The organism is Cobetia sp. UCD-24C (assembly GCF_001306765.1).
Taxonomy (GTDB): domain Bacteria; phylum Pseudomonadota; class Gammaproteobacteria; order Pseudomonadales; family Halomonadaceae; genus Cobetia; species Cobetia amphilecti.
In genome coordinates this window covers 435,182-458,455 of sequence record NZ_LJTD01000003.1, presented here as the reverse complement: position 1 = coordinate 458,455, position 23,274 = coordinate 435,182, and the positions used below count along the sequence as shown (strand labels likewise).

21 protein-coding genes and 9 tRNA genes are annotated in these 23,274 nt (G+C 62.5%); 21 read left to right on the top strand and 9 right to left on the bottom strand.

The features are described 5' to 3' along the window. The first annotated feature begins 132 nt into the window (after positions 1-132). Together pdxB and nhaC are read left to right on the top strand one after the other, a co-directional pair. Entirely contained in the window at positions 133-1,311 is a 1,179-nt protein-coding gene (gene pdxB / locus AOG28_RS06155) for a 4-phosphoerythronate dehydrogenase PdxB (protein WP_043334303.1), read from the top strand. Between the two features lie 302 nt (positions 1,312-1,613). Continuing rightward, complete coding sequence (gene nhaC, locus AOG28_RS06150; RefSeq protein ID WP_082388366.1) at positions 1,614-3,170, top strand: Na+/H+ antiporter NhaC; 1,557 nt, start codon at positions 1,614-1,616, stop codon at positions 3,168-3,170. Between the two features lie 98 nt (positions 3,171-3,268). Here the strand turns inward: nhaC and argE are convergent, their stop codons facing one another. The 5 genes from argE to AOG28_RS06125 form a co-directional block, all read right to left on the bottom strand. Next, positions 3,269-4,297 (bottom strand): acetylornithine deacetylase, encoded by a 1,029-nt coding sequence (gene argE / locus AOG28_RS06145; RefSeq protein ID WP_054555647.1) that lies wholly within the window; start codon positions 4,295-4,297, stop codon positions 3,269-3,271. Between the two features lie 141 nt (positions 4,298-4,438). Beyond that, a complete protein-coding gene (locus AOG28_RS06140; RefSeq protein WP_054555646.1) occupies positions 4,439-5,203 on the bottom strand; it encodes an ABC transporter permease in 765 nt (254 codons plus the stop codon). Then, positions 5,196-5,921 carry an ABC transporter permease gene (locus AOG28_RS06135; RefSeq protein WP_043334300.1) on the bottom strand — a complete coding sequence of 242 codons (726 nt, stop codon included), beginning with the start codon at positions 5,919-5,921 and terminating at the stop codon, positions 5,196-5,198. Before AOG28_RS06135 ends, AOG28_RS06140 begins: the two co-directional genes overlap by 8 nt. Positions 5,922-5,965: 44 nt before the next feature. Further along, on the bottom strand, positions 5,966-6,739 hold the full coding sequence (locus AOG28_RS06130) for a transporter substrate-binding domain-containing protein (RefSeq protein ID WP_054555645.1): 774 nt from the start codon (positions 6,737-6,739) through the stop codon (positions 5,966-5,968). Between the two features lie 18 nt (positions 6,740-6,757). Continuing rightward, the gene (locus AOG28_RS06125; RefSeq protein WP_054555644.1) at positions 6,758-7,534 is read right to left on the bottom strand and encodes an ATP-binding cassette domain-containing protein; all 777 of its coding nucleotides are present in this window, start codon (positions 7,532-7,534) and stop codon (positions 6,758-6,760) included. Between the two features lie 189 nt (positions 7,535-7,723). Here AOG28_RS06125 and AOG28_RS06120 point away from each other — a divergent pair, with 189 nt between their 5' ends. Both AOG28_RS06120 and AOG28_RS06115 read left to right on the top strand, forming a co-directional pair. Next, on the top strand, positions 7,724-8,617 hold the full coding sequence (locus AOG28_RS06120) for a dimethylarginine dimethylaminohydrolase family protein (protein ID WP_082388364.1): 894 nt from the start codon (positions 7,724-7,726) through the stop codon (positions 8,615-8,617). Positions 8,618-8,627: 10 nt separating this feature from the next. After that, positions 8,628-9,251, top strand: a complete 624-nt coding sequence (locus AOG28_RS06115; protein ID WP_043334296.1) for a TetR/AcrR family transcriptional regulator — start codon at positions 8,628-8,630, stop codon at positions 9,249-9,251. Between the two features lie 111 nt (positions 9,252-9,362). Here AOG28_RS06115 and htpX read toward each other — a convergent pair whose 3' ends face one another. The 4 genes from htpX to msrB form a co-directional block, all read right to left on the bottom strand. Next, on the bottom strand, positions 9,363-10,262 hold the full coding sequence (gene htpX, locus AOG28_RS06110) for a protease HtpX (RefSeq protein WP_054555643.1): 900 nt from the start codon (positions 10,260-10,262) through the stop codon (positions 9,363-9,365). Between the two features lie 195 nt (positions 10,263-10,457). After that, positions 10,458-11,696 (bottom strand): pyridoxal phosphate-dependent aminotransferase, encoded by a 1,239-nt coding sequence (locus tag AOG28_RS06105; protein ID WP_043334294.1) that lies wholly within the window; start codon positions 11,694-11,696, stop codon positions 10,458-10,460. A 238-nt stretch (positions 11,697-11,934) separates the two neighbouring features. Beyond that, positions 11,935-12,912 (bottom strand): ribosome biogenesis GTPase YlqF, encoded by a 978-nt coding sequence (gene ylqF / locus AOG28_RS06100; RefSeq protein WP_043334293.1) that lies wholly within the window; start codon positions 12,910-12,912, stop codon positions 11,935-11,937. Between the two features lie 232 nt (positions 12,913-13,144). Further along, positions 13,145-13,567 carry a peptide-methionine (R)-S-oxide reductase MsrB gene (gene msrB / locus AOG28_RS06095; protein WP_043334292.1) on the bottom strand — a complete coding sequence of 141 codons (423 nt, stop codon included), beginning with the start codon at positions 13,565-13,567 and terminating at the stop codon, positions 13,145-13,147. Between the two features lie 268 nt (positions 13,568-13,835). Between msrB and AOG28_RS06090 the strand changes: the two genes are divergently transcribed. The 17 genes from AOG28_RS06090 to AOG28_RS06010 all read left to right on the top strand — a co-directional run bounded on the left by AOG28_RS06090 (position 13,836) and on the right by AOG28_RS06010 (position 23,268). Next, positions 13,836-13,911 (top strand) — tRNA-Glu (locus AOG28_RS06090). A 26-nt stretch (positions 13,912-13,937) separates the two neighbouring features. Next, positions 13,938-14,012, top strand: a tRNA-Gly gene (locus AOG28_RS06085). Positions 14,013-14,043: 31 nt separating this feature from the next. Continuing rightward, positions 14,044-14,119: transfer RNA gene (locus AOG28_RS06080), tRNA-Glu, on the top strand. A 37-nt stretch (positions 14,120-14,156) separates the two neighbouring features. Next, positions 14,157-14,231, top strand: a tRNA-Gly gene (locus AOG28_RS06075). A 4-nt stretch (positions 14,232-14,235) separates the two neighbouring features. Further along, positions 14,236-14,311, top strand: a tRNA-Glu gene (locus AOG28_RS06070). A 70-nt stretch (positions 14,312-14,381) separates the two neighbouring features. After that, positions 14,382-14,456: transfer RNA gene (locus AOG28_RS06065), tRNA-Gly, on the top strand. A gap of 169 nt (positions 14,457-14,625) precedes the next feature. Beyond that, a tRNA-Glu gene (locus tag AOG28_RS06060) sits at positions 14,626-14,701 on the top strand. Positions 14,702-14,736: 35 nt separating this feature from the next. Next, positions 14,737-14,811 (top strand) — tRNA-Gly (locus AOG28_RS06055). Between the two features lie 435 nt (positions 14,812-15,246). Next, positions 15,247-16,215 (top strand): ABC transporter ATP-binding protein, encoded by a 969-nt coding sequence (locus AOG28_RS06050; RefSeq protein ID WP_054555642.1) that lies wholly within the window; start codon positions 15,247-15,249, stop codon positions 16,213-16,215. After that, positions 16,212-16,985 carry an ABC transporter permease gene (locus AOG28_RS06045; protein ID WP_043333883.1) on the top strand — a complete coding sequence of 258 codons (774 nt, stop codon included), beginning with the start codon at positions 16,212-16,214 and terminating at the stop codon, positions 16,983-16,985. Before AOG28_RS06050 ends, AOG28_RS06045 begins: the two co-directional genes overlap by 4 nt. Positions 16,986-17,118: 133 nt before the next feature. Continuing rightward, positions 17,119-17,997, top strand: coding sequence for an NADPH-dependent 7-cyano-7-deazaguanine reductase QueF (gene queF / locus AOG28_RS06040; protein ID WP_054555641.1), 879 nt, complete (start codon positions 17,119-17,121; stop codon positions 17,995-17,997). A gap of 131 nt (positions 17,998-18,128) precedes the next feature. Then, positions 18,129-18,689: an NAD(P)H nitroreductase gene (locus tag AOG28_RS06035; protein ID WP_054555640.1), complete on the top strand. Its 561-nt coding sequence runs from the start codon at positions 18,129-18,131 to the stop codon at positions 18,687-18,689. Between the two features lie 94 nt (positions 18,690-18,783). Further along, entirely contained in the window at positions 18,784-19,371 is a 588-nt protein-coding gene (locus AOG28_RS06030; RefSeq protein WP_235506960.1) for a YiiD C-terminal domain-containing protein, read from the top strand. 189 nt (positions 19,372-19,560) lie between these two features. After that, positions 19,561-19,648: transfer RNA gene (locus AOG28_RS06025), tRNA-Ser, on the top strand. A 276-nt stretch (positions 19,649-19,924) separates the two neighbouring features. After that, positions 19,925-20,206: a peptidylprolyl isomerase gene (locus tag AOG28_RS06020; protein WP_043333877.1), complete on the top strand. Its 282-nt coding sequence runs from the start codon at positions 19,925-19,927 to the stop codon at positions 20,204-20,206. A gap of 94 nt (positions 20,207-20,300) precedes the next feature. After that, the gene (locus AOG28_RS06015; RefSeq protein ID WP_043333876.1) at positions 20,301-21,890 is read left to right on the top strand and encodes an ABC-F family ATPase; all 1,590 of its coding nucleotides are present in this window, start codon (positions 20,301-20,303) and stop codon (positions 21,888-21,890) included. 181 nt (positions 21,891-22,071) lie between these two features. Beyond that, positions 22,072-23,268 (top strand): NAD(P)/FAD-dependent oxidoreductase, encoded by a 1,197-nt coding sequence (locus AOG28_RS06010; RefSeq protein ID WP_054555639.1) that lies wholly within the window; start codon positions 22,072-22,074, stop codon positions 23,266-23,268. Positions 23,269-23,274 lie beyond the last annotated feature (6 nt).

Here is a 23,274-nt window from a genome sequence, read left to right as displayed (position 1 = left end):
ACGGCGGCGGGCAAGCAAGCATACCATTGTAATCTTCACGTGCCTTGCGGCAAGGTGTGAAGTCACTCAGGCGCTCATGCTGGCCCGTGAACCCGCAGCGACACTCATTGCCACAGCAAGGAAAGGCAACAGATGCACATCATCGTGGACGATAACGTCCCTCTGGCAGAGGAATTCTTCTCCGAACTGGGAGAGGTGACCTGCATGCCGACTCGCGAGATCACCAATGCCGTCCTCAAGGACGTCGACATGCTGATCTGTCGCTCTACCTTGCGCGTGGATCAGGCGCTGTTGGAAGGAACGCGGGTGCGCTTCGTCGGCTCGCCGATCATCGGCACCGACCATGCCGATCTCGAATGGCTCGCGGCCAACGATATCCACTTCACCAACGCGCCGGGCTGCAATGCCGACTCGGTGGTGGATTACGTGCTGTCGTCGCTGTGGCATCTGGCCGAGCAGGAAGGGCTGGACCTGCAGCTGGACCGCCGCTTCGGCGTGGTCGGGGCCGGTCAGGTCGGGTCACGACTGGTCAAGCGTCTCGAGTCTCTGGGTGCCGAGGTGCTGGTCTGTGACCCGCCGCGTGCCGCGCTTGAGGGCCAGAGCGATGAGCGCCCCGAGAAGTCCCGCTTCGTGGACCTCGATGAGCTGGTCGCCGAGTGTGATGTCATCTGCGTGCACACCCCGATGGTCACCGGTGGCGAGCATCCGACCCATCATCTGATCAATGCCGAGCGTATCCGCGCCATGAAGCCCGGCAGCGTGCTGCTGAGTGCCGGCCGCGGTGGCTGTGTCGATACTGCGGCGCTCAAGCAGCGCCTCAAGGAGCAGGCTGATCTGCTGACCGTGCTGGATGTGTGGGAAAACGAGCCGGATATCGATGCCGAGCTGGCCGCACTGGTGGACATCGCCACGCCGCACATCGCCGGGCATAGCCTGGATGGCAAGATGCAGGGTACCGAGATCATCTATCAGCAGGCCTGTCGTCACTTCGGGCTGCCGGCGCGCCGCAAGCTGGGTCAGCTCAAGCCGGACCCATGGCTGCGCAAGCTGGTGCTGACGGGCTGGGCACCGCCGGAAGAGGCGCTGGGGCTCTGCGTACGCGCCTGCTATGACGTGCGTCGCGATGCGCTGGGCCTGCGTCGCTATCAGCGTCGTTTCGGCAATGCCGAGGGCTTCGTGCGTTATCGACGGGAATATCCGCTGCGTCGCGAGTTCTCCACGCTGCGCGTCGAGCTCAAGAAGAATGCCCGCGAACTGCGTGAGGTGCTGGAGGGCTTCGGCTTCTCCCGCGTCAAGCTGGTCAGCAAATGATCACGGCGTGATTCGCAAGGCCCCCTGGAACGCCCCTGTCAGCCCTGCTGGCGGGGGCGTTCGCGTTGGTATGTCGCTTGATGGACGATGACCTTGCTGCATGCCTGAAACCCTGACCGTTTCGGTCTTCGACCTTGGTCGATATAATGCGCCCCAGATCGTCTGGCGACACGCGCCGGGGCTGGCCTTGACGGCATGCCCCGCCTGACGTTGCGGCGTTGCTCCCCATTCTCCGTGTCTTCTGCCATGCCCGTCACCACGCGGCGTGTCGGCGTCCTCATTTCTTGAAGATGGTGTCTTGAATGCAACAACACCCTGATAACTCTGCTGAGGACAGCGGCTATCGTCCGCCTTCTCTGCTGGATGCCCTGATTCCCATCGTGCTGGTCATCGCCATGCTGGTGCTGGCGGTGGTGCTGTTCGGTGCCGATGCCTCCTGGGGGCCCAATCAGGTCGCGCTGCTGTCCGGCGCGATGATCGCGGGCCTGATCGGTCTCAAGAACGGCTATCGCTGGAGCGATATTGAGGAGGGGGTCAACAAGGGCATCCAGATCTCGCTGGGCGCGATCCTGATCCTGCTGGCGGTCGGCGCGATGATCGGCACCTGGATTCTCGGCGGCACCGTGCCGGCGATGATCTACTACGGCCTGGACGTGATCGCGCCACAGTATTTCTATGCCTCCGCCTGTCTGCTGTGCGCGCTGGTGGCGCTGTCGGTGGGCAGCTCGTGGACGGTCGCCGGTACCATCGGCATCGGCCTGATCGGTATTGCTGATGGCCTGGGGCTGTCCGAGGCGATCACCGCCGGCGCGGTGATTTCCGGGGCCTACTTCGGTGACAAGCTCTCGCCGCTGTCCGATACCACCAATCTGGCGCCGGCAGCGGCCGGCACCACGCTGTTCGCGCATATTCGTCACATGCTGTGGACGACCGTGCCCAGCATCCTGCTCGCGCTGGCAGGCTTTCTGTGGCTCGGCCACGACTCCGTCTCCAGCCTGCAGACGCCGGAACAGGTCGCCAATCTGCGTGCCCAGCTGGGCGAGCAGTTCAACATCGGCCTGCACCTGCTGATTCCGCTCCTGGTGCTGCTGGTGATGGCCGTGCGTCAGATGCCCGCCTTCCCGGCGATCTTCATCGGCGCGGCGCTGGGCGCCGTCTTCGCGGTCATCTTCCAGCCGCAGGCGGTGGTGGGGCTGGCAAGCGTCACCGATATGTCCACCGCCATGGCGCTGCTCAAGGGCGTGTGGATGTCGATGTTCGATGGCTATGTCTCCCACAGCGGTGATGAGGTGATCGACTCGCTGCTCTCCAAGGGCGGCATGAGCAGCATGCTCAACACCGTGTGGCTGATCCTGTCGGCGATGACCTTCGGCGGCGTGATCGAGCGTCTCGGCCTGCTGGAGCGACTGGTGCAGAGCCTTCTGGGCGCGACACGCAATGCCGGTTCGCTGGTCATCACCACGCTGGGCACCTGCCTGGCCTCCAACGTGGTGACCGGCGATCAGTACATCTCGGTTATCCTGCCGGGGCGCATGTATCGCGCCGAGTTCCGTCGCCGCCGTTTGGCACCGGTCAACCTGTCACGCGCGCTGGAAGACTCCGGCACCATCACCTCGCCGCTGATCCCCTGGAACAGCTGTGGCGCCTACATGGCGGCCACCCTGGGCGTTGCGACCTTGAGCTACCTGCCCTTTGCGCTGTTCAACCTGATCAATCTGGCGCTGGCGGTGGCCTACGCCATGGTCGGCTTCAAGCTGGAGCGCCTTGAAGAGGGTGAGGGAGCTGAAGGCGTGGAGCCGACGCCGCTGGCCGAGTCGCTGGTGCTGGATACGCCCCACGAGACCTCGGAGTCACGCTGACTCGATCCTGAGGGATAGACAAAAAAAGCCCGCCACGTGGATCACGTGGCGGGCTTTTTTACGGCTCACAGGCGCGGCAAATTCGTTCTTCTCAGCGCTCAATCCGCGCACTGGTGCTGCATGAGACGCGCGAGGAAGTCACGGTATCGCTCAAGTTCCGCCATCTCGATGTATTCGTCTGCCTTGTGAGCCTGTGCGATGGAGCCGGGCCCACACACGACGGTGGAGAAGCCGCGATCCTGGAACCAGCCCGCTTCCGAGCAGAAGCCGACGCCACAGCGCTCACTCTGTCCCGTCAGGGTGAAGGCCAGCGCCTCTGCCTTGCCGTCGGGTTCCGGGGTGAGTGCCGGCACCGAGGCATAGTCCTCCAGTGTCTGGATGCGGCAGTCGGCTGAATGCTGCTGCATCTCGCGCGCCAGTTGTGCGGTGAAGTCATCGAAGCGTGCACGCACCGCGTCAGGCGGATCACTGGGCAGATTGCGCAGCTCCCAATGCAGACGAGCGTCCTTGGCGATGATATTGGGGGCATTGCCGCCCTGCATGGCGCTGACGTGCAGGGTGGAATAGGGCGGCTCGAACAGCTCTCCCCGGGTGGCATTGGTGCGCAGCTCGTTTGCCGTGCGCTCGAGTTCCGAGATGATGCGCGCGGCGTAGAAGGTGGCCGAGATGCCAAGGTCTGGCCGGCTCGAATGGGCCGGGACGCCCGTCACCTCCGTGCGCCAGGAGTGCACGCCCTTGTGCGCTGACACCACGCGGCCTTGCGTCGGCTCGCCGATGATGACGGCGGCGACTTCGGGCAGTGTCTCGCGCATGTGGTCGATCAGCGGCAGGCAGCCCATGCAGGTGCTTTCTTCGTCATAGGAGAAGGCGAGATGGATCGGCCGCTTGAGGGGCGATGCGAGAAACTGCGGCACCATCGCCAGGCAAAGGCCGATGAAGCCCTTCATGTCCACCGAGCCGCGACCGTACAGGCGCCCCTCCTTGAGCGTGGCTTGGTACGGGTCCTGAGACCAGGTCTGCCCCGTGACGGGCACGGTGTCGGTGTGACCGGAAAGCACCACGCCCCCGGCGGCAGGCGGCCCTATCGTCGCCAGCAGTGAGGCCTTGTCGCCCTCGGCATTCGGCATTCGGCAGCACGGTCGCCTGGATGCCGTGCTCGGCCAGCAGGTCACGCACGAAGTGGATCAACGCCAGATTGGAGCGGTCCGACGTGGTATCGAAGGTGATGAGGCGAGTGAGGATATCGAGGGTGCGTTGCATGTCAGGCCTCATGAAGCGTGGCGTTTCTCGAGTGTGCGAAAGCCGAGGGTGATCAGTCCCGCGATGACGAGATAGATCAAGGCCATCAGCAGCAGCGGCTCGTAGACGATATAGGTTTCCTGGCGGATACGCCCGAAGACGGCATAGGTATCGATGGCGGAAATGGTCGCGACCAGTGGCGTCGCCTTGAGCTGGATGATCAGCTCGCCATTCAGCGTGGGCAATACCCGTTGTACGGCTCTGGGCAGCCAGATGCGCCGGAGAATGCTGAAGGGAGACATGCCCAGCGAGCGAGCCGCTTCAAGTTCGCCGCGCGGTACGCCGGCAAAGGCGCCGCGCATGATCTCGCCTTCATAGCCTGCGAACGACAGGGTCAAGGCACAGAAGGCGTAGATCCACGGATCTGCCAGCACCGGCCACAACCAGCTGCCACGCAAGCCGGGGATATACGGAAACAGAGACCCCAGTCCGTAGTAGAGAATCCACAGCTGCAGCAACAACGGGGTACCGCGAATCAGATTGCAGAACCCTCGCGCCAGCCACGCCAGCGGACGCGGCCCACGTGCCTGCGCCAGCCCCAGCGGGATGGCCAGCAGGAAGCCCGCCACACTGGTGGAGACCAGCAGCAAGAGCGTCAGCAGTATGCCTTTGCCGATCTCGCCGCGGTACTGGGCGACCCAGTCCCAGTGCATCTGGGTGCCGATCGCCACCAGGATGGCGACGACAATCGCGATCAGGATGTGGCGATGGGGCGGAAGTCTGGGCTCAGCCATGGTGGGCCCCCTTGTCCATGCGACGCTCCAGTGTCTTGAACAGCAGGTTGGAGGCAAGCGATACGATCAGGTAGAGCACCCCCGCGGCGCCGAGAAATAGCAGGTAATGGCGGGTGGAACCGGCCGCCTGACGCGAGGCCAGTGTCAGTTCCGTGAAGCCCACGACCGCCAGCAGTGCCGTGTCCTTGGTCGCGATCAGCCATAGATTGGAGAGGCCCGGCAGGGCGCCTGGCAGCAACAATGGCAGCGTGATGCGGCGCAGGATGGTGAAGGGTGCCATGCCATGCGCCAGTGCGGCCTCATGCATTCCCTTGGGGATGGCATTGATGGCGCCGCGGATGACTTCGGTGGCATAGGCGCCCTGCACCAGAGCGATGACGGCCACCCCGGCGACGAAGGGGCTGATCTCGAGGGGGCCGAGGCCGACGGCGCTCGCCAGATGGTTCAGGGCATCCGGCGCCGCGAAATACACCAGCAGGATCAGTACCAGCTCGGGGACCGCGCGTATCACCGTCGTATAGCCGGTGAGCAGATCGCGGGTGACGGGGCCACCCGAGATCTTGCCCGCAGCGCCCGCCATGCCGATCACCAGGCCAATCAGATAGCCGCTCGCCGCTACCTGCAGCGATAGCACCAGACCATCCAGCAGAGCGCCTCCCCAGCCCGGCGGCGTCAGCGACAGCAGCTCGCCGATGCTCATGTTGCGATAGTCAGCCATGCAATTTCCTCATGCGGTATGGCGAAGTCGAGACGAGGGCGGCTTCAATCTCCGTAGATGTCGAAGTCGAAGTACTGCTTGCTGATCTCGTCATAACGCCCGCTGGCACGAATCTCGGCGATACCGGCATTCAGGCGCTCCAGCAGCTCGTTGTCGCCCTTGCGTACGCCGAATCCAACGCCGGACCCCAGGATGCTCTCGTCGTGCGCGACATTGCCCTTCATGTCACAGCACAGTTCGCCATCGTCGCTCGCGAGATAGTCATCCAGCACGAGGATGTCGGCCAGGGTGGCATCGATGCGTCCGGCGAACAGGTCCTGATTGGCCTCATCCTGGGTCTGGTATTCACGCACTCGAGTGCCGGGGAAGTGGCGCTTGGCATAGGTCTGATGAATGGAGGCCGACTGCACACCCAGTGTCTTGCCGGCCAGTCCTTCTGGCGTCGGTGTGATCTCGTCGCCCTTGGCACCCATGATGGCAGCGCTGGTCTGGTAGTACTTGTCCGAGAAGTCGATGACCTTGCGGCGCTGCTCGGTGATGGAGAGTGAAGCGGCGATCGCATCGATCTTGCGCGTGGTCAGCGCCGGAATCAGGCCATCCCAGGAGGAGGTGACAATCTCGCACTCAAGCTCTGCCGAGGCGCAGACGGCATTGGCGATATCGACTTCCCAGCCGGTCACGCTGCCATCGGACTGCAGGGTGGCGAACGGCGGGTAGGGCTCGCTGGCGAAGCCGACACGTACGACGTCGGCCTGGGCTACGGTGCTCAGGGTCAGGGCGATGGCCCCGAGAGATGCGATAGCGGACAGGGTTTTCATTGTTGGTCTTCTCCTGGTTCAGGTAATCGAGCCGATGAACTGCTTGAGGCGCTCGGAAGAGGGGGAGCGGAATATCTGGTCGGGGGTGCCCTGGGCCTCGATGTTGCCCTGGTCGAGGAAGATGACCTTGTTCGCGACATCAGCGGCGAACTTCATCTCATGGGTGACGATGACCATGGTGCGTCCTTCGGCAGCCAGGTCGCGCATCACCTCGAGCACCTCGCCGACAAGTTCGGGGTCCAGTGCCGAGGTCGGTTCATCGAAGAGCAGTACCTCCGGCGACATGGCCAGGGCTCTGGCGATGGCGCCACGTTGCTGCTGGCCGCCGGAAAGCGTTCTCGGGTTGGCCTGGCGGTGGGAGTACAGCCCGACGCGCTCCAGCAGCTGGTGAGCATGCTCCCGAGCTTCTGCGCGGGACTGACCGAGCACCTGCATCGGCGCTTCCATGAGGTTCGCTTCGAGGCTCATGTGAGGCCAGAGATTGAAGTTCTGGAAGACCATCGCCAGGCGAGCTCGCAGCAGACGCAGCTGTCGGCGATTGACGGGTTCGAGTCGCTGACCACGCCGCCGCAGCGCCACGTCCTCGCCCAGCAGACGCAAGGACCCATCACTGGGTGTCTCGAGCAGGTTGATGCAGCGCAGCAGGGTGGACTTGCCCGAGCCGCTGCTGCCGATCAGTGAGATCACGTCACCACGCTGGGCGGTGAGGTCGATGCCCTTGAGGACTTCGCGTCCAGAAAAGGATTTCCAGAGTCCGCGAATGTCGATGACGGCATCGTCATTCGTATCGGTCATCGGGGTGGCAGGAGAGTGAGGCACGCGCGAGTCCTCTGATTGATCTTGTTGTTATGCACTCGGCTACTGACTATGCAGTTGCATAAAGTCATGTGCCTGTATAAAACTATGCATCTGTATAAAAGTTATGCATCTGTATAACATTCGAGTCAATTGCGACTGACAGACCATCAAAATGAGGTTTCCTCCATGTCGAATACCCCCGCCTCCTCCCGGTTCGGTTGCCACTCAATGGCCGCTCGAATGACGCGTGTCCTGATGCGTCGTCCTGGCGACAGCCTGCGCAATGCCGATCCGGCGGTCTGGCATTACAACCACTACTTCAATGCCGAGAAAGCCATCAGTCAGTACCAGGCTCTGGTCGAGATGGTGGAGGAGAGCGGTGCCGAGATCGTCTGGATGGAGGACACCAATGACGGGCTGTCAGATGCCATGTTCACCCGCGATGCCTCGGTGGTGACGCGTGCCGGCGCCGTGCTGTTCCAGATGGGCAAGCCGCTGCGCAAGGACGAACCGAACCGGCATGGTCAGGTCTATGAGCAGGCCGGCATTCCGGTCATCGGTCGCCTGGAAGGTGAGGCGGCCATCGAGGGGGGCGACACCCTGTGGCTGGATGAGAACACCCTTGTCGTCGGCATGGGCTTCCGCTCCAATCGGGAGGGCGTGCGTCAGCTCAACGCGCTGCTCAATCCGCACGGGATCGAGGTGCTGGGCTTCGATCTGCCCGTCTGGGAGGGCGAGGCGGCCTGCCTGCATCTGATGTCGGTTATCTCGCCGCTGGCGGATGACACCTATCTGGTACATCCCAAGTTGATCCCTGCTGCACTCTGGACCTTGATGAAAGCGCGCGGTATTCGCTTCGTGATTGCCCCGGAAGAGGAGTTCCACCAGTCGCTGGGCCTGAGCCTCAATGTCATGCCGTTGGCACCGAATGATTGCGTGATGATCGATGGCTTCCCCGGCACGCGTGCCGTGATGGAAGCCGCCGGCGTGCGTGTGCGCACTTTTGAAGGTGACGCCCTGTGCATGGCATGCGAAGGTGGCCCCACCTGCCTGACCAATCCGATTCTGCGCGAGGGGTAATTCACGTTCCATGGCCAGTCGTCGAGACAACAATGCCCGAGAGGATGACCTGATCGAAGCGACCCTGACCTGCATTGCCAGCGAGGGGATCTCGCGCACGACAGTGCGGCGTGTCGCCGAATATGCCGGTGTCTCGAATGGGTTGATCCGCTTCTATTTCGAAGGCAAGGACAACATGCTCTACGCGGCCTATCGCCGCTTTCTGGAGCGCCTGCTGTCCGATGCCTCCGACACGATAGAAGGGCGAGAGCTGGCACCTCATGCGAGGTTGAAGGCCTTTCTTGAGGCCAATCTGTCACCGCCGATCGTGACGCCGCAGACGTTGTTGCTGTGGGCCAACTTTCTGCCGCTCACCTATGGCGACCCTCGCATGGCGGAGATTCGCCGCGAGGCCTATCGCGAAACGACCGAGCTGTTCCGTCATCTGGTGGAGGACGTTCTGGTGGCGGAAGGGCGTCAGGAAGACGAGACCCGGCTGCAGCATCTGACCATCGCGCTCAACGGGCTGGTCGATGGCCTGTGGATCGAGGGCGCCCTGCGGGGTGACTCGCTGAACGTGGGCGAGATGCAACAGATCGGCCTCGACGCTGCCGTGAATCTGCTGGGGCTGTCGGGGTGGGAAGCGTTGGCGTGAGGGGCGGCATGTCGAGCGGCGCCCACTGACAGAAAAGCCCGCCACGTGGATCACGTGGCGGGCTTTTTGCTGTCTGCAGGGGCCAATCAGGCCGTGCAGGATTGGCGGAGCTTACTTGTAGGCAGCGGCCTTGAGCGCGGCGATACGGTCAGCCAGCGGCGGGTGGCTGGCGAACAGTTGCTCCATCAGCTTGCGGCTCTTGCCGGTGGTGATGGCGAAGGCGGTCATGGTGTCGGGCATCTGGTCCGGCAGCTCATGTTCCTGCTTGAGGCGAGCCAGGGCATTGATCATCGAGCCGCTGCCCGCCAGGCCTGCGCCTGCGGCATCGGCACGGTATTCGCGCCAGCGCGAGAACCAGGCGACGATCATCGAGGCCACCAGGCCCAGCACCATTTCCAGCACGAACACGACCGCCATGTAGCCGAAGAAGCCCAGGCCGCCGTTCTCGTCATCGCGCTTGAGGAAGGCGTCGATGGCGTGTGCGGCGATACGCGCGAAGAACATCACGAAGGTGTTCACCACGCCCTGGATCAGCGTCAGCGTCACCATGTCGCCGTTGGCGACGTGGCCGATCTCGTGCGCCAGCACGGCGCGCACTTCCTCGGGACGCATGCGATTGAGCAGGCCGGCCGAGACAGCGACCAGCGCATCATTGCGGTTCCAGCCGGTGGCGAAGGCATTGGATTGCTGCGCCGGGAAGATGCCGACTTCCGGCATCTTGATGCCAGCGTCGCGCGCCAGTTCTCCGACGGTGTCCAGCAGCCAGCGCTCGGTGTCGTTCTGCGGCTGTTCGATGATCACGGTGCCGGTCGAGGACTTGGCCATCGTCTTGGACAGGAACAGCGAGATCACGGAACCGGCCATGCCGATGATGAAGCAGAAGATCAGCAGCGCCGTGTAGTTGATGCCGTTGGCTTCCATGTAGCCATCGAAGCCCAGCAGGCGCAGCGTGACACTGGCCAGCAGCACCACCGCCAGGTTGGTGATCAGAAAAAGGGCTATCCGCATCATGGGGTCAGGTCTCCAATGCCAATATATCGGTAGGGCGCAATTATCTGCCCGCGATACTGACAGTGAGATGAATCACTGGCGGTGGCGCGGGCAGAATTTGCGTCGACAGTCTGCAAGGACGGTCTGCAAGGACAGCAAGGTATCACCACTGGAGGCGACCTGCGTAGCCCCTTGATTGCGGGGGCTGGGCCGACGTCAGGCCTTGCGACGTCGCGCCAGGAAACGGCCGAGGCGCTCGATGGCTTCTTCCAGCTGGTCGGCGTAGGGCAGGGTGACGATGCGCAGGTGGTCCGGATTCGGCCAGTTGAAGGCGGTGCCCTGCACCAGCAGCATCTTCTCTTCCAGCAACAGCTCCAGCACCATCTGCTGGTCGTCCTCGAAGGGATACATCTCGGGGTCGAGCCGCGGGAACATGTAGAGCGCGCCCTTGGGCTTCACGCAGCTGACGCCGGGAATCTCGTTGAGCTTCTTCCAGGCCGCGTCACGCTGGGCCAGCAAGCGTCCGCCCGGCAGTACCAGGTCATTGATCGACTGATAGCCGCCGAGCGCCGTCTGGATGGCGTGCTGCGCCGGCACATTGGCGCACAGGCGCATGCTGGCCAGCATGTCGAGGCCGGAGATGAAGTCGGCCGCCGGACGCTTGTCGCCGGAGAGAATCATCCAGCCGGAGCGGAAGCCGGCGCAGCGGTAGCTCTTGGACAGGCCGTTCATGGTCACGACCAGCAGATCATCGGCCAGCGCGCCGGTGGAGACGTGCTCGGTGCCGTCGTAGAGGATCTTGTCGTAGATCTCGTCAGAGAACACCACCAGACCGAATTCGCGCGCGACCTGCAGAATGTCCTTCACCACCGCGGGCGGATAGACCGCGCCGGTCGGGTTGTTCGGGTTGATCAGCACGATGCCCTTGGTGTGGCTGGTCACCTTGGCGCGGATGTCCTCGATGGAGGGTGCCCAGTCCTGCGCTTCGTCACACAGATAGTGCACGGCGCGACCACCGGCCAGGTTGGCGGCTGCGGTCCATAGCGGGTAATCCGGCGCCGGTACCAGCAGCTCGTCACCATCATCGAGCAATGCCTGCATGGCCAGCACGATCAGCTCCGAGACGCCGTTGCCGACGTAGATGTCCTCGATCCCGACACCCTGGATATCCTTGCGCTGGCACTCCTGCATGATCGCCTTGCGCGCAGAGTAAAGCCCCTTGGAATCACAATAGCCCTGCGCTGTCGGCAGGTTGCGCATCACGTCCTGCAGAATCTCTTCCGGTGCCTCGAAGCCGAAGGGCGCCGGGTTGCCGATATTGAGCTTGAGAATGCGATGGCCCTCGTCCTCGAGACGCTTGGCGTGTTCGAGAACCGGCCCGCGAATGTCATAGCAGACGTTGTCCAGCTTGTGTGACTTGCGAATTTCGCGGGGCTTTCTTTGCTCGGTATCCATGATGCTTTCCGTAGATCTCCGTCACGTAAGGTGTAGGGGCGAGCGTCCAGCATATCGCGCCGCTGGCCTGCCGCGCCACGGCCAAGGGCCAATAGCGTGGTTAAATTTGTGGTTTGAGATGTTCAGGCAGAAAAAAATCCCGCCAGAGGTTTTCTGGCGGGATTTTCAACTGGCGTTCAAGCATCTCCCGCGGGCGGGAGCCAGGCGAGAGTCGCGTTAGCGCCTTGTTCTGGTAGCGTTATTCGCTCTCTTGCTCACGCGTTTCGGCTCCATCTTCTGTCTCGCCACTGGCTTCCGGCACCGGCTCAGCAGGAATGTCGGCGGGTGTTTCCAGTGTCAGGCGCCCAAGCTTGCCGTCGCGCAGTTCATGCAGCAGCACCTCAGCACCGCGGTGCAGGTCGATGATGCCACCGGCACGCAGGCCACCGCGCTTGCTGGCGATCTCTTCCAGAATCGCGACTCCATTGAAGCCGGACAGCGCCATCAGATCGACCTTGCGCGGGCCATCACTCTCGACTCGCTCGGCGTCAGGGTTGGCGCTGTAGGCCGGCAGTGACTTCAGCTTGTAGCGTGCGGTCAGCTCCGTGGGGTAGCGCTTGGCCAGCTCCGCCGCGACGATCACCGCCACATCGGTGTAATCGATGGCGGTGTCACGGATCGCGCCACTGCCGGCCAGGCGATAGGCACTGGCCTGGTCCTCGATCTTCGGCCACATCACCCCGGGGGTATCGATCAGGGCGATGCCACCGTCGATGCGAATCTTCTGCTGGCGCTTGGTGACGGCGGGCTCGTTGCCGGTCTTGGCGATCTTGCGACCGGCCAGGCCATTGATCAGCGTCGACTTGCCGACGTTGGGGATGCCCATCACCATCACTCGCGCATCGCGATCGACGCGGATATGTCCGGCCATCTCGCGACACAGGCGCGGAATCTGCTTGAGGTCACGCGCCTCAAGCGTGGTGATCGCCAGTGCACGGGTGTTGGGCAGGGCATCGAAATACTCGACCCATTCGCGGGTGCGTGCCGGGTCCGCCAGATCGGCGCGAGACAGCAGCTTGAGTACCGGCTTGTGGCGGGTCAGTTCGGACAGCACCGGATTGGTGCTGGAGTAGGGGAGGCGGGCATCGAGGACTTCGATGACCACGTCGATCTCGGGCAGCGCGTCCTTTATCTGACGGCGTGCCTTGTGCATATGTCCCGGATACCAGCCCAGCATGTCGCTTCTCTCCTGCCGTCAGGGGTATGACGGTTGTTCTGTCACCTCTGTCCTGCCTCCTTCTTCCCGCATGCCCGGGAAGGCGCTCATCCATCAGGGATGGCGCTACATGGCATGCGGGAGAGGAGGGGACGCGTATGGCGACGCATTCTATCAGAGGCGGCCTGGCCATGGTGGCGCGCTATCCGGTCATCACTACCCAGCGCTCTATCAACTCTCCATGTCCCGGGCGTCAGGCGCGTATCGGCTTGAAGCGCAGCGCGACGGAGTTGATGCAGTAGCGCTGACCGGTGTCAGTCGGGCCATCCGGGAAGACGTGCCCCAGATGAGATTCGCAGCGGCGACAGCGCACTTCCACGCGACGCATGCCATGGCTGGTATCGAAGTGCTCCTCGACGGCGGCATCGGCATAGGGGCGGTCGAAGCTCGGCCAGCCACAGCCGGAGTCGAACTTGGTGTCGTTGTCGAACAGCTTGGCGTCACAGGCGATGCAGTGATAGGTACCCGGCGTCGGGCTGACTTCGTGATCGCCAGTGAAGGGGCGCTCGGTCCCTGCCTCGCGCGTCACCCGGTATTGCTCCGGCGTCAGGCGCTTGCGCCACTCCTCTTCACTGCGAATCAACTTGTCCTGAGTCTGCGGGTCTTGTTCGCTCATGATCTCTTCTCTCTATCTATGCGTTTCTCGAATGGCGCTCGTGTGAACCTGCAAGCAAGTTCTCCTGCGCGGCAATTCGAAAAGAGTGACTGACGGTCTTCACGCGAAACCCGGTACATACCCCAAGAATGCGGGCGTCAGGGCGTGACCACAAGCATGTGGTGGATGCACTTGGCCAACGCCGGAAAAATCCTGTTGAAGCAGGGGGTTGACGAAGGGGGAGGGTCTTTGTAATATACGCGCCACCTCGACGAGGCAAGAACGTTACGTCCCATTCGTCTAGTGGTCCAGGACACCGCCCTTTCACGGCGGTAACAGGGGTTCGAACCCCCTATGGGACGCCACTTTCTTGCAGCGTAGAGACCGGAGTGCGGGAATAGCTCAGTGGTAGAGCACAACCTTGCCAAGGTTGGGGTCGCGAGTTCGAATCTCGTTTCCCGCTCCATTTAGATCAGGCATGTCTTGTTCTAACGTGTGTCCCATTCGTCTAGTGGTCCAGGACACCGCCCTTTCACGGCGGTAACAGGGGTTCGAACCCCCTATGGGACGCCATCTTCGGTCTTATGTGGTCGCATGATCTGCTTGTGTTGCGGGAATAGCTCAGTGGTAGAGCACAACCTTGCCAAGGTTGGGGTCGCGAGTTCGAATCTCGTTTCCCGCTCCAGTACGTCCCATTCGTCTAGTGGTCCAGGACACCGCCCTTTCACGGCGGTAACAGGGGTTCGAACCCCCTATGGGACGCCATGCAGAGCATGATGGTGTGGCAAGCCAGCAGTAAGACAGATGTCGTGAGCACAGGTTCATGACACCCGGTGCGGGAATAGCTCAGTGGTAGAGCACAACCTTGCCAAGGTTGGGGTCGCGAGTTCGAATCTCGTTTCCCGCTCCATTCGGAACAAGTGATGCGACAAGGTCGCGAGCTGAACGTCAGCCCGGTCGAATCTCATCTCTCGCTCCAGAGGAAAAGGCAATGCGACAAGGTCGCGAGCTGGTTCGCCAGTCCGATCGATTCTCGTTTCCCGCTCCATTTAGATTAAGCATGGCTTTTTCTAACGTGTGTCCCATTCGTCTAGTGGTCCAGGACACCGCCCTTTCACGGCGGTAACAGGGGTTCGAACCCCCTATGGGACGCCATTCTGTTTTACGCCGCAGTTTTTGTGTTTCGACAGGCGGGAATAGCTCAGTGGTAGAGCACAACCTTGCCAAGGTTGGGGTCGCGAGTTCGAATCTCGTTTCCCGCTCCAGTCGAAAAGCGCAATGATAGGTCGCGATCTGGAACGCCAGTCCGATCGAATCTCGTTTCCCGCTCCAGTCGAATGTGACGTTGCAAGCTGAAGCATGACATAGCAGTACGCCATCGCCTGACAGACACGATCATCGTGTTACGTCACTGGCGATTTTTTTGTGCCTGGAATTCCTCTCCACCCTGTTCTGTGCCGCTCTCTGGTGCTGTCCCCGCGTGATTTTCTCCCTCTGCTTGTTTCCCGTGGCGCACTAATGCCTTTCTGCCGTGTGTCTGATGTGGCAGCGCCGAATGCGTTACCATGCGCATCCAATATCTTGCGTCTGATTTTCATGTTCGCGGACGGCGAAACGGTGCCATCACTGTTGCGCAATTGTTCTCAGATGCGTCTTTTCTGCTGTGCTGGCTGACAGCGTCAATCGATTACAGGTGTCCGATGTCACGACCTGCCTTGTCTATCCGTGGCCTGACCAAGGTCTACGGCAACGGTTTTGAGGCGCTCAAGGGGATTGATCTTGACGTCCCCGAGGGCGATTTCTTCGCGCTGCTGGGCCCCAATGGGGCCGGCAAGTCCACGACCCTCGGCGTGGTGAGTTCGCTGGTGCAGAAGACCGCAGGCAAGGTCGAGATCTACGGAATCGATATCGACAAGGACTTCTCGAAGGCCAAGTATCACCTCGGCGTCGTGCCGCAGGAGTTCAACTTCAATCAGTTCGAGAAGGTGCAGGACATCGTGATGACCCAGGCGGGTTATTACGGCATGCCGATGAAGGAAGCGCGCCCGCGTGCCGAGCGCCTGCTCAGGGACCTCGGGCTGTGGGACAAGCGCGACACCCCGTCACGCATGCTGTCCGGTGGCATGAAGCGTCGTCTGATGATTGCCCGTGCGCTGATTCACAAGCCGCGTCTGTTGATTCTCGATGAGCCGACGGCCGGTGTGGATATCGAATTGCGCCGCTCGATGTGGGAGTTCATGCGCCGCATCAATCGGGAGGAGGGCACCACCATCATCCTCACCACGCATTACCTGGAAGAGGCCGAGAGCCTGTGCCGCAACATCGCCATCATCAACCATGGCGAGATCGTGCATAACACCAGCATGCGTGAGCTGCTCAAGAAGCTGGATGCGGAAACCTTCCTGCTCGACATTCGTGAGCCGCTGACCAAGGCGCCGGTGATTGCCGGGTTCGAGGTTTCCTTGAGTGACCCTCAGCAGCTGGCGCTCGCCGTGCGCAAGGGCCAGTCGATCAATACCGCCTTCGCGGCGCTGGATCGTGCCGGTATCACCGTGGTGTCGATGCGCAATCGTGCCAATCGTCTCGAGGAGCTGTTCGTCGACCTGGTCGAGCGTTCCAACGCCGAAAGCGGTATCGCCTCCAATGTTGCCAAGGAGATCACGCAGTGAACCCCCGTCAGCTATGGGTGGCTCTGGTCACCATCGTCGTCAAGGAAGTCCGTCGTTTCACGCGTATCTGGCCGCAGACGCTGTTGCCGCCTTCCATCACCATGACGCTCTATTTCGTCATCTTCGGCAATCTCATCGGCTCGCGCATCGGCACCATGGATGGCATCAGCTACATGGATTACATCGTGCCGGGGCTGATCATGATGTCGGTGATCACCAATTCGTATTCCAACGTGGCCTCGTCATTCTTCTCCAACAAGTTCCAGCGCAGCATCGAGGAGCTGATGGTCTCGCCGCTGCCCTCGTGGATCATCCTGCTCGGCTACATCATCGGTGGCGCCGTGCGCGGGCTGGGGGTCGGCATCATCGTGACCGCCGTGGCCTTCCTGTTCACGGACCTCGATATCCATCACCCCTTCCTGACCATCATGGTCGTGGTGCTGACGGCGCTGCTGTTCTCCATCGGTGGCTTCATCAATGCGCTGTTCGCGCGCAAGTTCGATGACATCTCGATCATTCCGACCTTCGTGCTCACGCCGCTGACCTACCTGGGGGGCGTCTTCTATTCCATCCACATGCTGCCGGAATTCTGGCAGACGGTGTCGCTGGCCAACCCGATCCTCTACATGGTCAACACCTTCCGCTATGGCATTCTGGGCGTCTCTGACATCAGCGTCGGCCCGGCGATGGCGGCCATCGTGGCCTTCATCATCGGCCTGTTCGCCTTCGCGCTGTGGCTGCTGGAGCGTGGCAAGGGCATCCGCAGCTGAAGATGTCGCCCAGACGATGATGGTAAGATGCGCGCTATCGCGCCAGTGCATGCAACGCCGGCTTCTGCCGGCGTTCTGCTGTCTGCGCCCCTGATATCGATGCTTTATTGGCCTATTTCACTGGAGTGCTGTCATGGCTCACCCCACTGCCGTCAACGTGCCCGACGAGGCGCGTCCCGAGACCCTCAAGGATGCCCCGCTCGGGCGAGAGTCCGCCTATCCCGAGCACTACGATGCCAGCCTGCTGTTCCCCATCGCGCGGGCAGCCAATCGTGGCCCCATCGGTATCGATGACGCGGCGCTGCCGTTCGTCGGTGAGGATGAGTGGCACGCCTTTGAAGTCTCCTGGCTGGATGAGGCCGGCAAGCCGTGGGTGCGCGTGGCCCGTTTTCGCCTGCCGGCAGCCTCGCCGAACCTGATCGAATCCAAGTCCTGGAAGCTCTATCTCAACAGTCTCAATCAGAGTCGTTTCTCCGATCAGGCAGCGGTGAAGGCAACGCTGGAGCGTGACCTCGCCGCCGCGGCCGGTGCGCCGGTCGAGGTGCGTCTGCTGGGACTGGACGATAGCGAGTTGGACGTCGGGCGCCTGCCGGGAGAGTGCCTCGATGACTTGCCGATCAGCGTCGAGCACTACACGCCGTCGCCGGAGCTGCTCAGCGCCGATGACGCCGACATCGTCAGCGAAGACCTGCACAGCCACCTGCTCAAGTCCAACTGCCCGGTCACCGGCCAGCCGGACTGGGGCAGCGTGTGGATCCGTTATCGCGGCCCGCGTATCGATCGCGAGCGCCTGCTGGCCTATCTGATCAGCTATCGCCAGCACCAGGATTTCCATGAGCACTGCGTCGAGCACCTGTTCGTCGACCTGATGGCGCGCGTGAAGCCTGAGTCTCTGCTGGTGATGGCGCGCTACGTGCGGCGTGGCGGCCTGGATATCAGCCCGTGGCGCGCCACGGCGGATCTCGAGGCCGAGGCCCGCGCCAGTCTGCCGCTGCGTCTCTCCCGGCAGTAGTCGTCTCTGTCACCTCGCCAACCAGATAGCGCCTTGCCAATCAGGTAGATAGCAGCGAGTGATGAGACGGCGTACCGGCGACATGCTAGTGTGAGAATAATTCTTATCTTAAGTCTGTGACAGGAGAGACGATGGACGCGCTGACGTTACTGCATGAACGCAATTCCATGGGCAAGTTGATGGCGCCGGCCCCGAGCGCTGAGCAGATGGAGGCCATCTACCAGGCCGCCCTGCGCGCGCCGGACCACGCCGAGCTGACGCCCTGGCGCTTCATCGAATTCACGGGTGGCGGGCTTGAGCGCCTCGGTGAGCTGTTCGCCGAGGCGGAGCGCAACAAGTCGCCGGCCGGTGACGAGGCCGCCCAGGCCGCCGCCAGCAAGAAGCCGCTGCGTGCGCCGATGGTGATCGCGGTGATCGCCAGGGTCACGCCGGACCACCCCAAGGTGCCGCGTGTCGAACAGGTGGTCAGTGCCGGCTGTGCCGCTCACGCCATGCTGTATGCCGCTCAGGCCCAGGGGCTCGGTGGCATGTGGCGCACCGGTGGCTACGCCTTTGACCCCATCGTGCACGCAGGGCTCGGCATGGGCGAGCAGGATGAGCTGGTCGGCTTCCTCTATCTCGGCACCCCGGGAGGGCGCCTCAAGCCATTGCCGAACCGCAACAGTGCCGACTTCGTCGAACGCTGGCAGTGAAATGCTGCATGAGCGAGGCCCTTGATGAGAAGCGCTGAGCGAGGGCCTGAATGAGAGAGGCGCTGAGCGAAGCCCTTGATGAGAGAGACGCTGAGTGAGTGAGACGCGAAATGAGCCGTCGCGCCTGAGTGGTGAGGCTTGGCCACCGTTGCCCCTGCCGCGTGATGCGCAGGGGCAGCTGGGCAGTCTCGCGGCGCCGGTCAGCGACGACCTGCCACGGTTTCGTGGCTGGTTGACGCAGGCGATCCCGCTGGCCGCTCACCTGGGGCTTGTCGAGATGCAGTGGTCAGAGCCCGAACGCTCGACGGGTCAGCTGAGCTGGCACCTGCGTCTGCCGCCCAATCTCAACGACAAGGGCACTGCCTTCGGCGGCGCCATGAGTCTCGAGGCGACCCTGTGTGGCTGGAGCTGGCTGACGCTCTGGCTGCGTGCTCGCGGTATCCAGCGCGATATCGTGGTGTCACAGGCCAGTCAGCAGTTTCTGGCCCCGGTCAGTGGCGACTATCACATCATCTGCGCGCCGGATGACATGGCAGCGCTGGACGAGGTGGGCGAGCGCCTGGCGGCAGGGCGGCGAGCACGACTGTCGCTGACCCAACAGCTGTGGTGTCAGGTCGAAGGGCAGTCCGCTCCGCGACTGTGTTTCGAGGCCCGTGGCGATTACGTGGTGCTGGGGCCGTGACGACGAGTGCGGTCTCGGCCCAGTGCGCAGGTTGAGGGCACAGGGTGGAGCGTAGGGCGAGAGCGCTGACGCTATCTATCTGAAAGTTTTTGGAAAAAAGGCTTGCGCCACTCGAAGGTTATCGATAATATACGCCGCGTTCTCAAGGGAAACACGACGCAGTCGGGTGACCAATGAGAGCACTGATCTGGAGGGGTGTCCGAGTGGTCGAAGGAGCACGCCTGGAAAGTGTGTAAGTCGAAAGGCTTCGAGGGTTCGAATCCCTCCTCCTCCACCAGATTCAGAAAAGCCCGCATCTCACGATGCGGGCTTTTCGCGTTTCTGAGCGAGCTATCGAGCTTGCACTACAGCGTCTGTCATCCTGAGCTGTTATCATGCCCGCCTTCAGACTCACCCCATCGCCTGTCGAACCTTCCCCGAACGCCTGATCTCGCGTCATGACGGCTGTCATGTCGTCAGGGGCGTGCTCGGATGACGTCGGGCCCGCCTACGGGATGCCCGGGGCACGAGATGGCGTGAGGCAAGACCGATTCCGCCTGCAAGAGGACATGAGATGGCTCGTATTGCCATGGCACGCCACATTCTGGTGAAGACCGAGGCCGAGGCGCAGCGTCTCAAGCAGTCACTGGAGCGCGGCCAGCCGTTCGAGAAACTGGCCAAGAAGCACTCCACCTGTCCCTCCGGCAAGCAGGGCGGTGACCTGGGCGAAGTGCGCCCCGGCCAGATGGTCGGCGGCATTGATCGCGCCATCTTCAAGGGGCCGCTCAATACCCTGCAGGGGCCGCTGAAGAGCAAGTTCGGCTATCACCTGCTGGAAGTCTTCTTCCGCGGCTGATGCCTGCCAGGCCTTTGCGGCTCCCCGTATTTCCCGGCGCCAGCGTGACACTTCATCACCGCCCACCTTTTTCATTTCAAACGGATATTCCCTCGTGATCTCTACCGCCAATCTCACCATGCAGTTCGGTGCCAAGCCGCTGTTTGAAGACGTCTCCGCCAAGTTCGGGCGTGGCAATCGCTACGGCCTGATCGGCGCCAACGGCTGCGGCAAGTCGACCATGATGAAGATTCTCGGTGGCGATCTGGAGCCGTCCGGTGGTCACGTCATGCTCGAGCCCAACATCCGTCTGGGCAAGCTGCGTCAGGACCAGTTCGCCTATGAGGAATACACGGTGCTCGACACCGTCATCATGGGCCACGAGCGTCTGGCCGTGGTCAAGGCCGAGCGTGACCGCATCTACTCGCTGCCGGAGATGAGCGAGGAAGACGGCATGAAGGTCGCCGACCTCGAGGTCGAATTCGCCGAGCTGGACGGCTACACCGCTGAAGCGCGTGCCGGTGAGCTGCTGATGGGCCTCGACATCCCCATCGAGCAGCACCTGGGGCCGATGAGCGAAGTCGCGCCGGGCTGGAAGCTGCGCGTGCTGCTGGCACAGGCGCTGTTCTCCGATCCTGACGTCCTGCTGCTCGATGAGCCGACCAACCACCTGGACATCAACACCATCCGCTGGTTGGAAGGCGTGCTGACCGCGCGTTCCAGCACCATGATCATCATCTCGCACGACCGTCACTTCCTGAACAGTGTCTGCACCCACATGGCGGACCTGGATTACGGTGAGCTGCGTCTGTTCCCGGGCAATTACGACGAGTACATGACCGCTGCCACCCAGGCGCGTGAACAGCTGCAGGCCGACAACGCCAAGAAGAAGGCGCAGATCGCCGAGCTGCAGTCCTTCGTCAGCCGCTTCTCCGCCAACGCCTCCAAGGCCAAGCAGGCGACCTCGCGTGCCAAGCAGATCGACAAGATCCAGCTCAACGAGATCAAGCCGTCCTCACGCGTCAGCCCGTTCATCCGCTTCGAGCAGACCAAGAAGGTCCACAACAATGCGGTGATGATCGACAAGCTCTCCAAGGGCTTCGACGGCAACACCCTGTTCGAGAACTTCAGCTTCACGGTCGCCGCCGGTGAGCGTGTCGCCATCATCGGCCCGAACGGCATCGGCAAGACCACGCTGCTGCGCACCCTGGTCGGCGAGATGCACCCGGACGCCGGTGAAGTGAAGTGGACCGATGCCGCGGACGTCGGCTACTACGCGCAGGACCACGCCCATGACTTCGCCAACGACATGAGCCTCTATGACTGGATGGCGCAGTGGACCGGCGGCGGCGAGCAGGTCGTGCGTGGCACCCTGGGGCGCATGCTGTTCTCCAATGATGACATCCAGAAGTCGGTCAAGGTCATTTCCGGTGGTGAGCAGGGCCGCATGCTGTTCGGCAAGCTGATCCTCAAGCAGCCCAACGTGCTGGTGATGGATGAGCCGACCAACCACCTGGACATGGAATCCATCGAGGCACTCAACCTCGCGCTGGAAAACTACCCGGGCACCCTGATCTTCGTCAGCCACGACCGCGAATTCGTCGGCTCGCTGGCCACCCGCATCATCGAGCTGAAGGCCGATGGCGTGGTCGACTTCTCCGGCACCTACGACGACTACCTGCGCAGCCAGGGCGTCATCGTCTGAGACGCGCCGTGACTGGCTAGTCTGTCCGGTCTGACAAGACACCCTCATCGTCTCTGACGGTGGGGGTGTCTTGTTTCCCATCTCCGGCCGCTGGCTGCGGCAGGCTTCTGGTAGAATGCCGGCCCGCGTGTGTCTGCACAGCCGATTTCCTTTCCTTTCTTCGCTTCACGGAGTGTCCCGCATGGCCACATATGACGTCATCATCATCGGCGCAGGCGCGGCAGGCCTGATGTGTGCCGCCACGGCAGGCTATCAGGGCAAGCGCGTGCTGGTGCTGGACCACGCCAACAAGGCCGGAAAGAAGATCCTGATGTCCGGCGGTGGGCGCTGCAACTTCACCAATCTGGATGCCGGACCAGCCAACTTCTTTTCACGCAATCCGTATTTCTGCATCTCGGCGCTCAAGCGCTACACGCCGCACCATTTCCTGGAACTGGTGGAGCGCCATGGGCTGGAGCACGTCGAGAAGAAGCCGGGACAGCTGTTCTGTGCTGATTCCGCCAAGGACCTGCTGGCAATCCTGCTGACGGAGTGTGAATGGGCCGGGGCGGAGATTCGTCTGAGTACGCGCATCACCTCGCTGGAGCGCGCGGGCGAGGGCATGCGCGTCGAGACCAGCAATGGCACGCACACGGCGGGGCGCGTGGTGGTAGCCACCGGCGGCATGTCGATTCCGACGCTGGGCGCGACCGGCTTCGGCTACGACATCGCGCGCCAGTTCGGGCTCGAGGTCACCGATACCTACGCCGCGCTGGTGCCATTCACGCTGACCTCGCAGTGGAAGGAGCGTCTGTCGCCGTTGTCGGGGCTTGCCTGTGACGTCAGCGTCACCGCCGGCAAGGGCCACTATCGCGAACCGATGCTGATTACCCATCGCGGGCTTTCCGGTCCGGCGATGCTGCAGGCTTCCAGCTGGTGGACACCCGGTCAGCCGCTGGACATCGACCTGCTGCCGGGCGTCGATGCCTATGCCGAGCTGCTTGCCCTGCGCGAGCAGCATCCCAAGCGCCAGATCGGCCCCTGGCTTGGCGAGCGCCTGCCCAAGCGTCTCGCCCAGTCGCTGGTCGAGTGGCAGGACGCCGACGCCGGTCGCATCAGCGAGCGCAGTCTCGCCGAGCTTTCCAACGCGCGTCTCGAGCAGCTGGCCAAGGCGCTCAATCACTGGCAGCTCAAGCCGGCGGGCACCGAAGGCTGGCGCACCGCCGAGGTCACCATGGGTGGCGTGGTCACCGATGCCATCTCGCAGAAGGACTTCAGCGTGCGCGATCTGCCGCAGCTGGCCTTCATCGGCGAGGTGCTGGATGTCACCGGGGAGCTTGGCGGCTACAACTTCCAGTGGGCGTGGTCCTCGGCGGTGGCCTGCGGCCTGAACTGCTGACCAGCA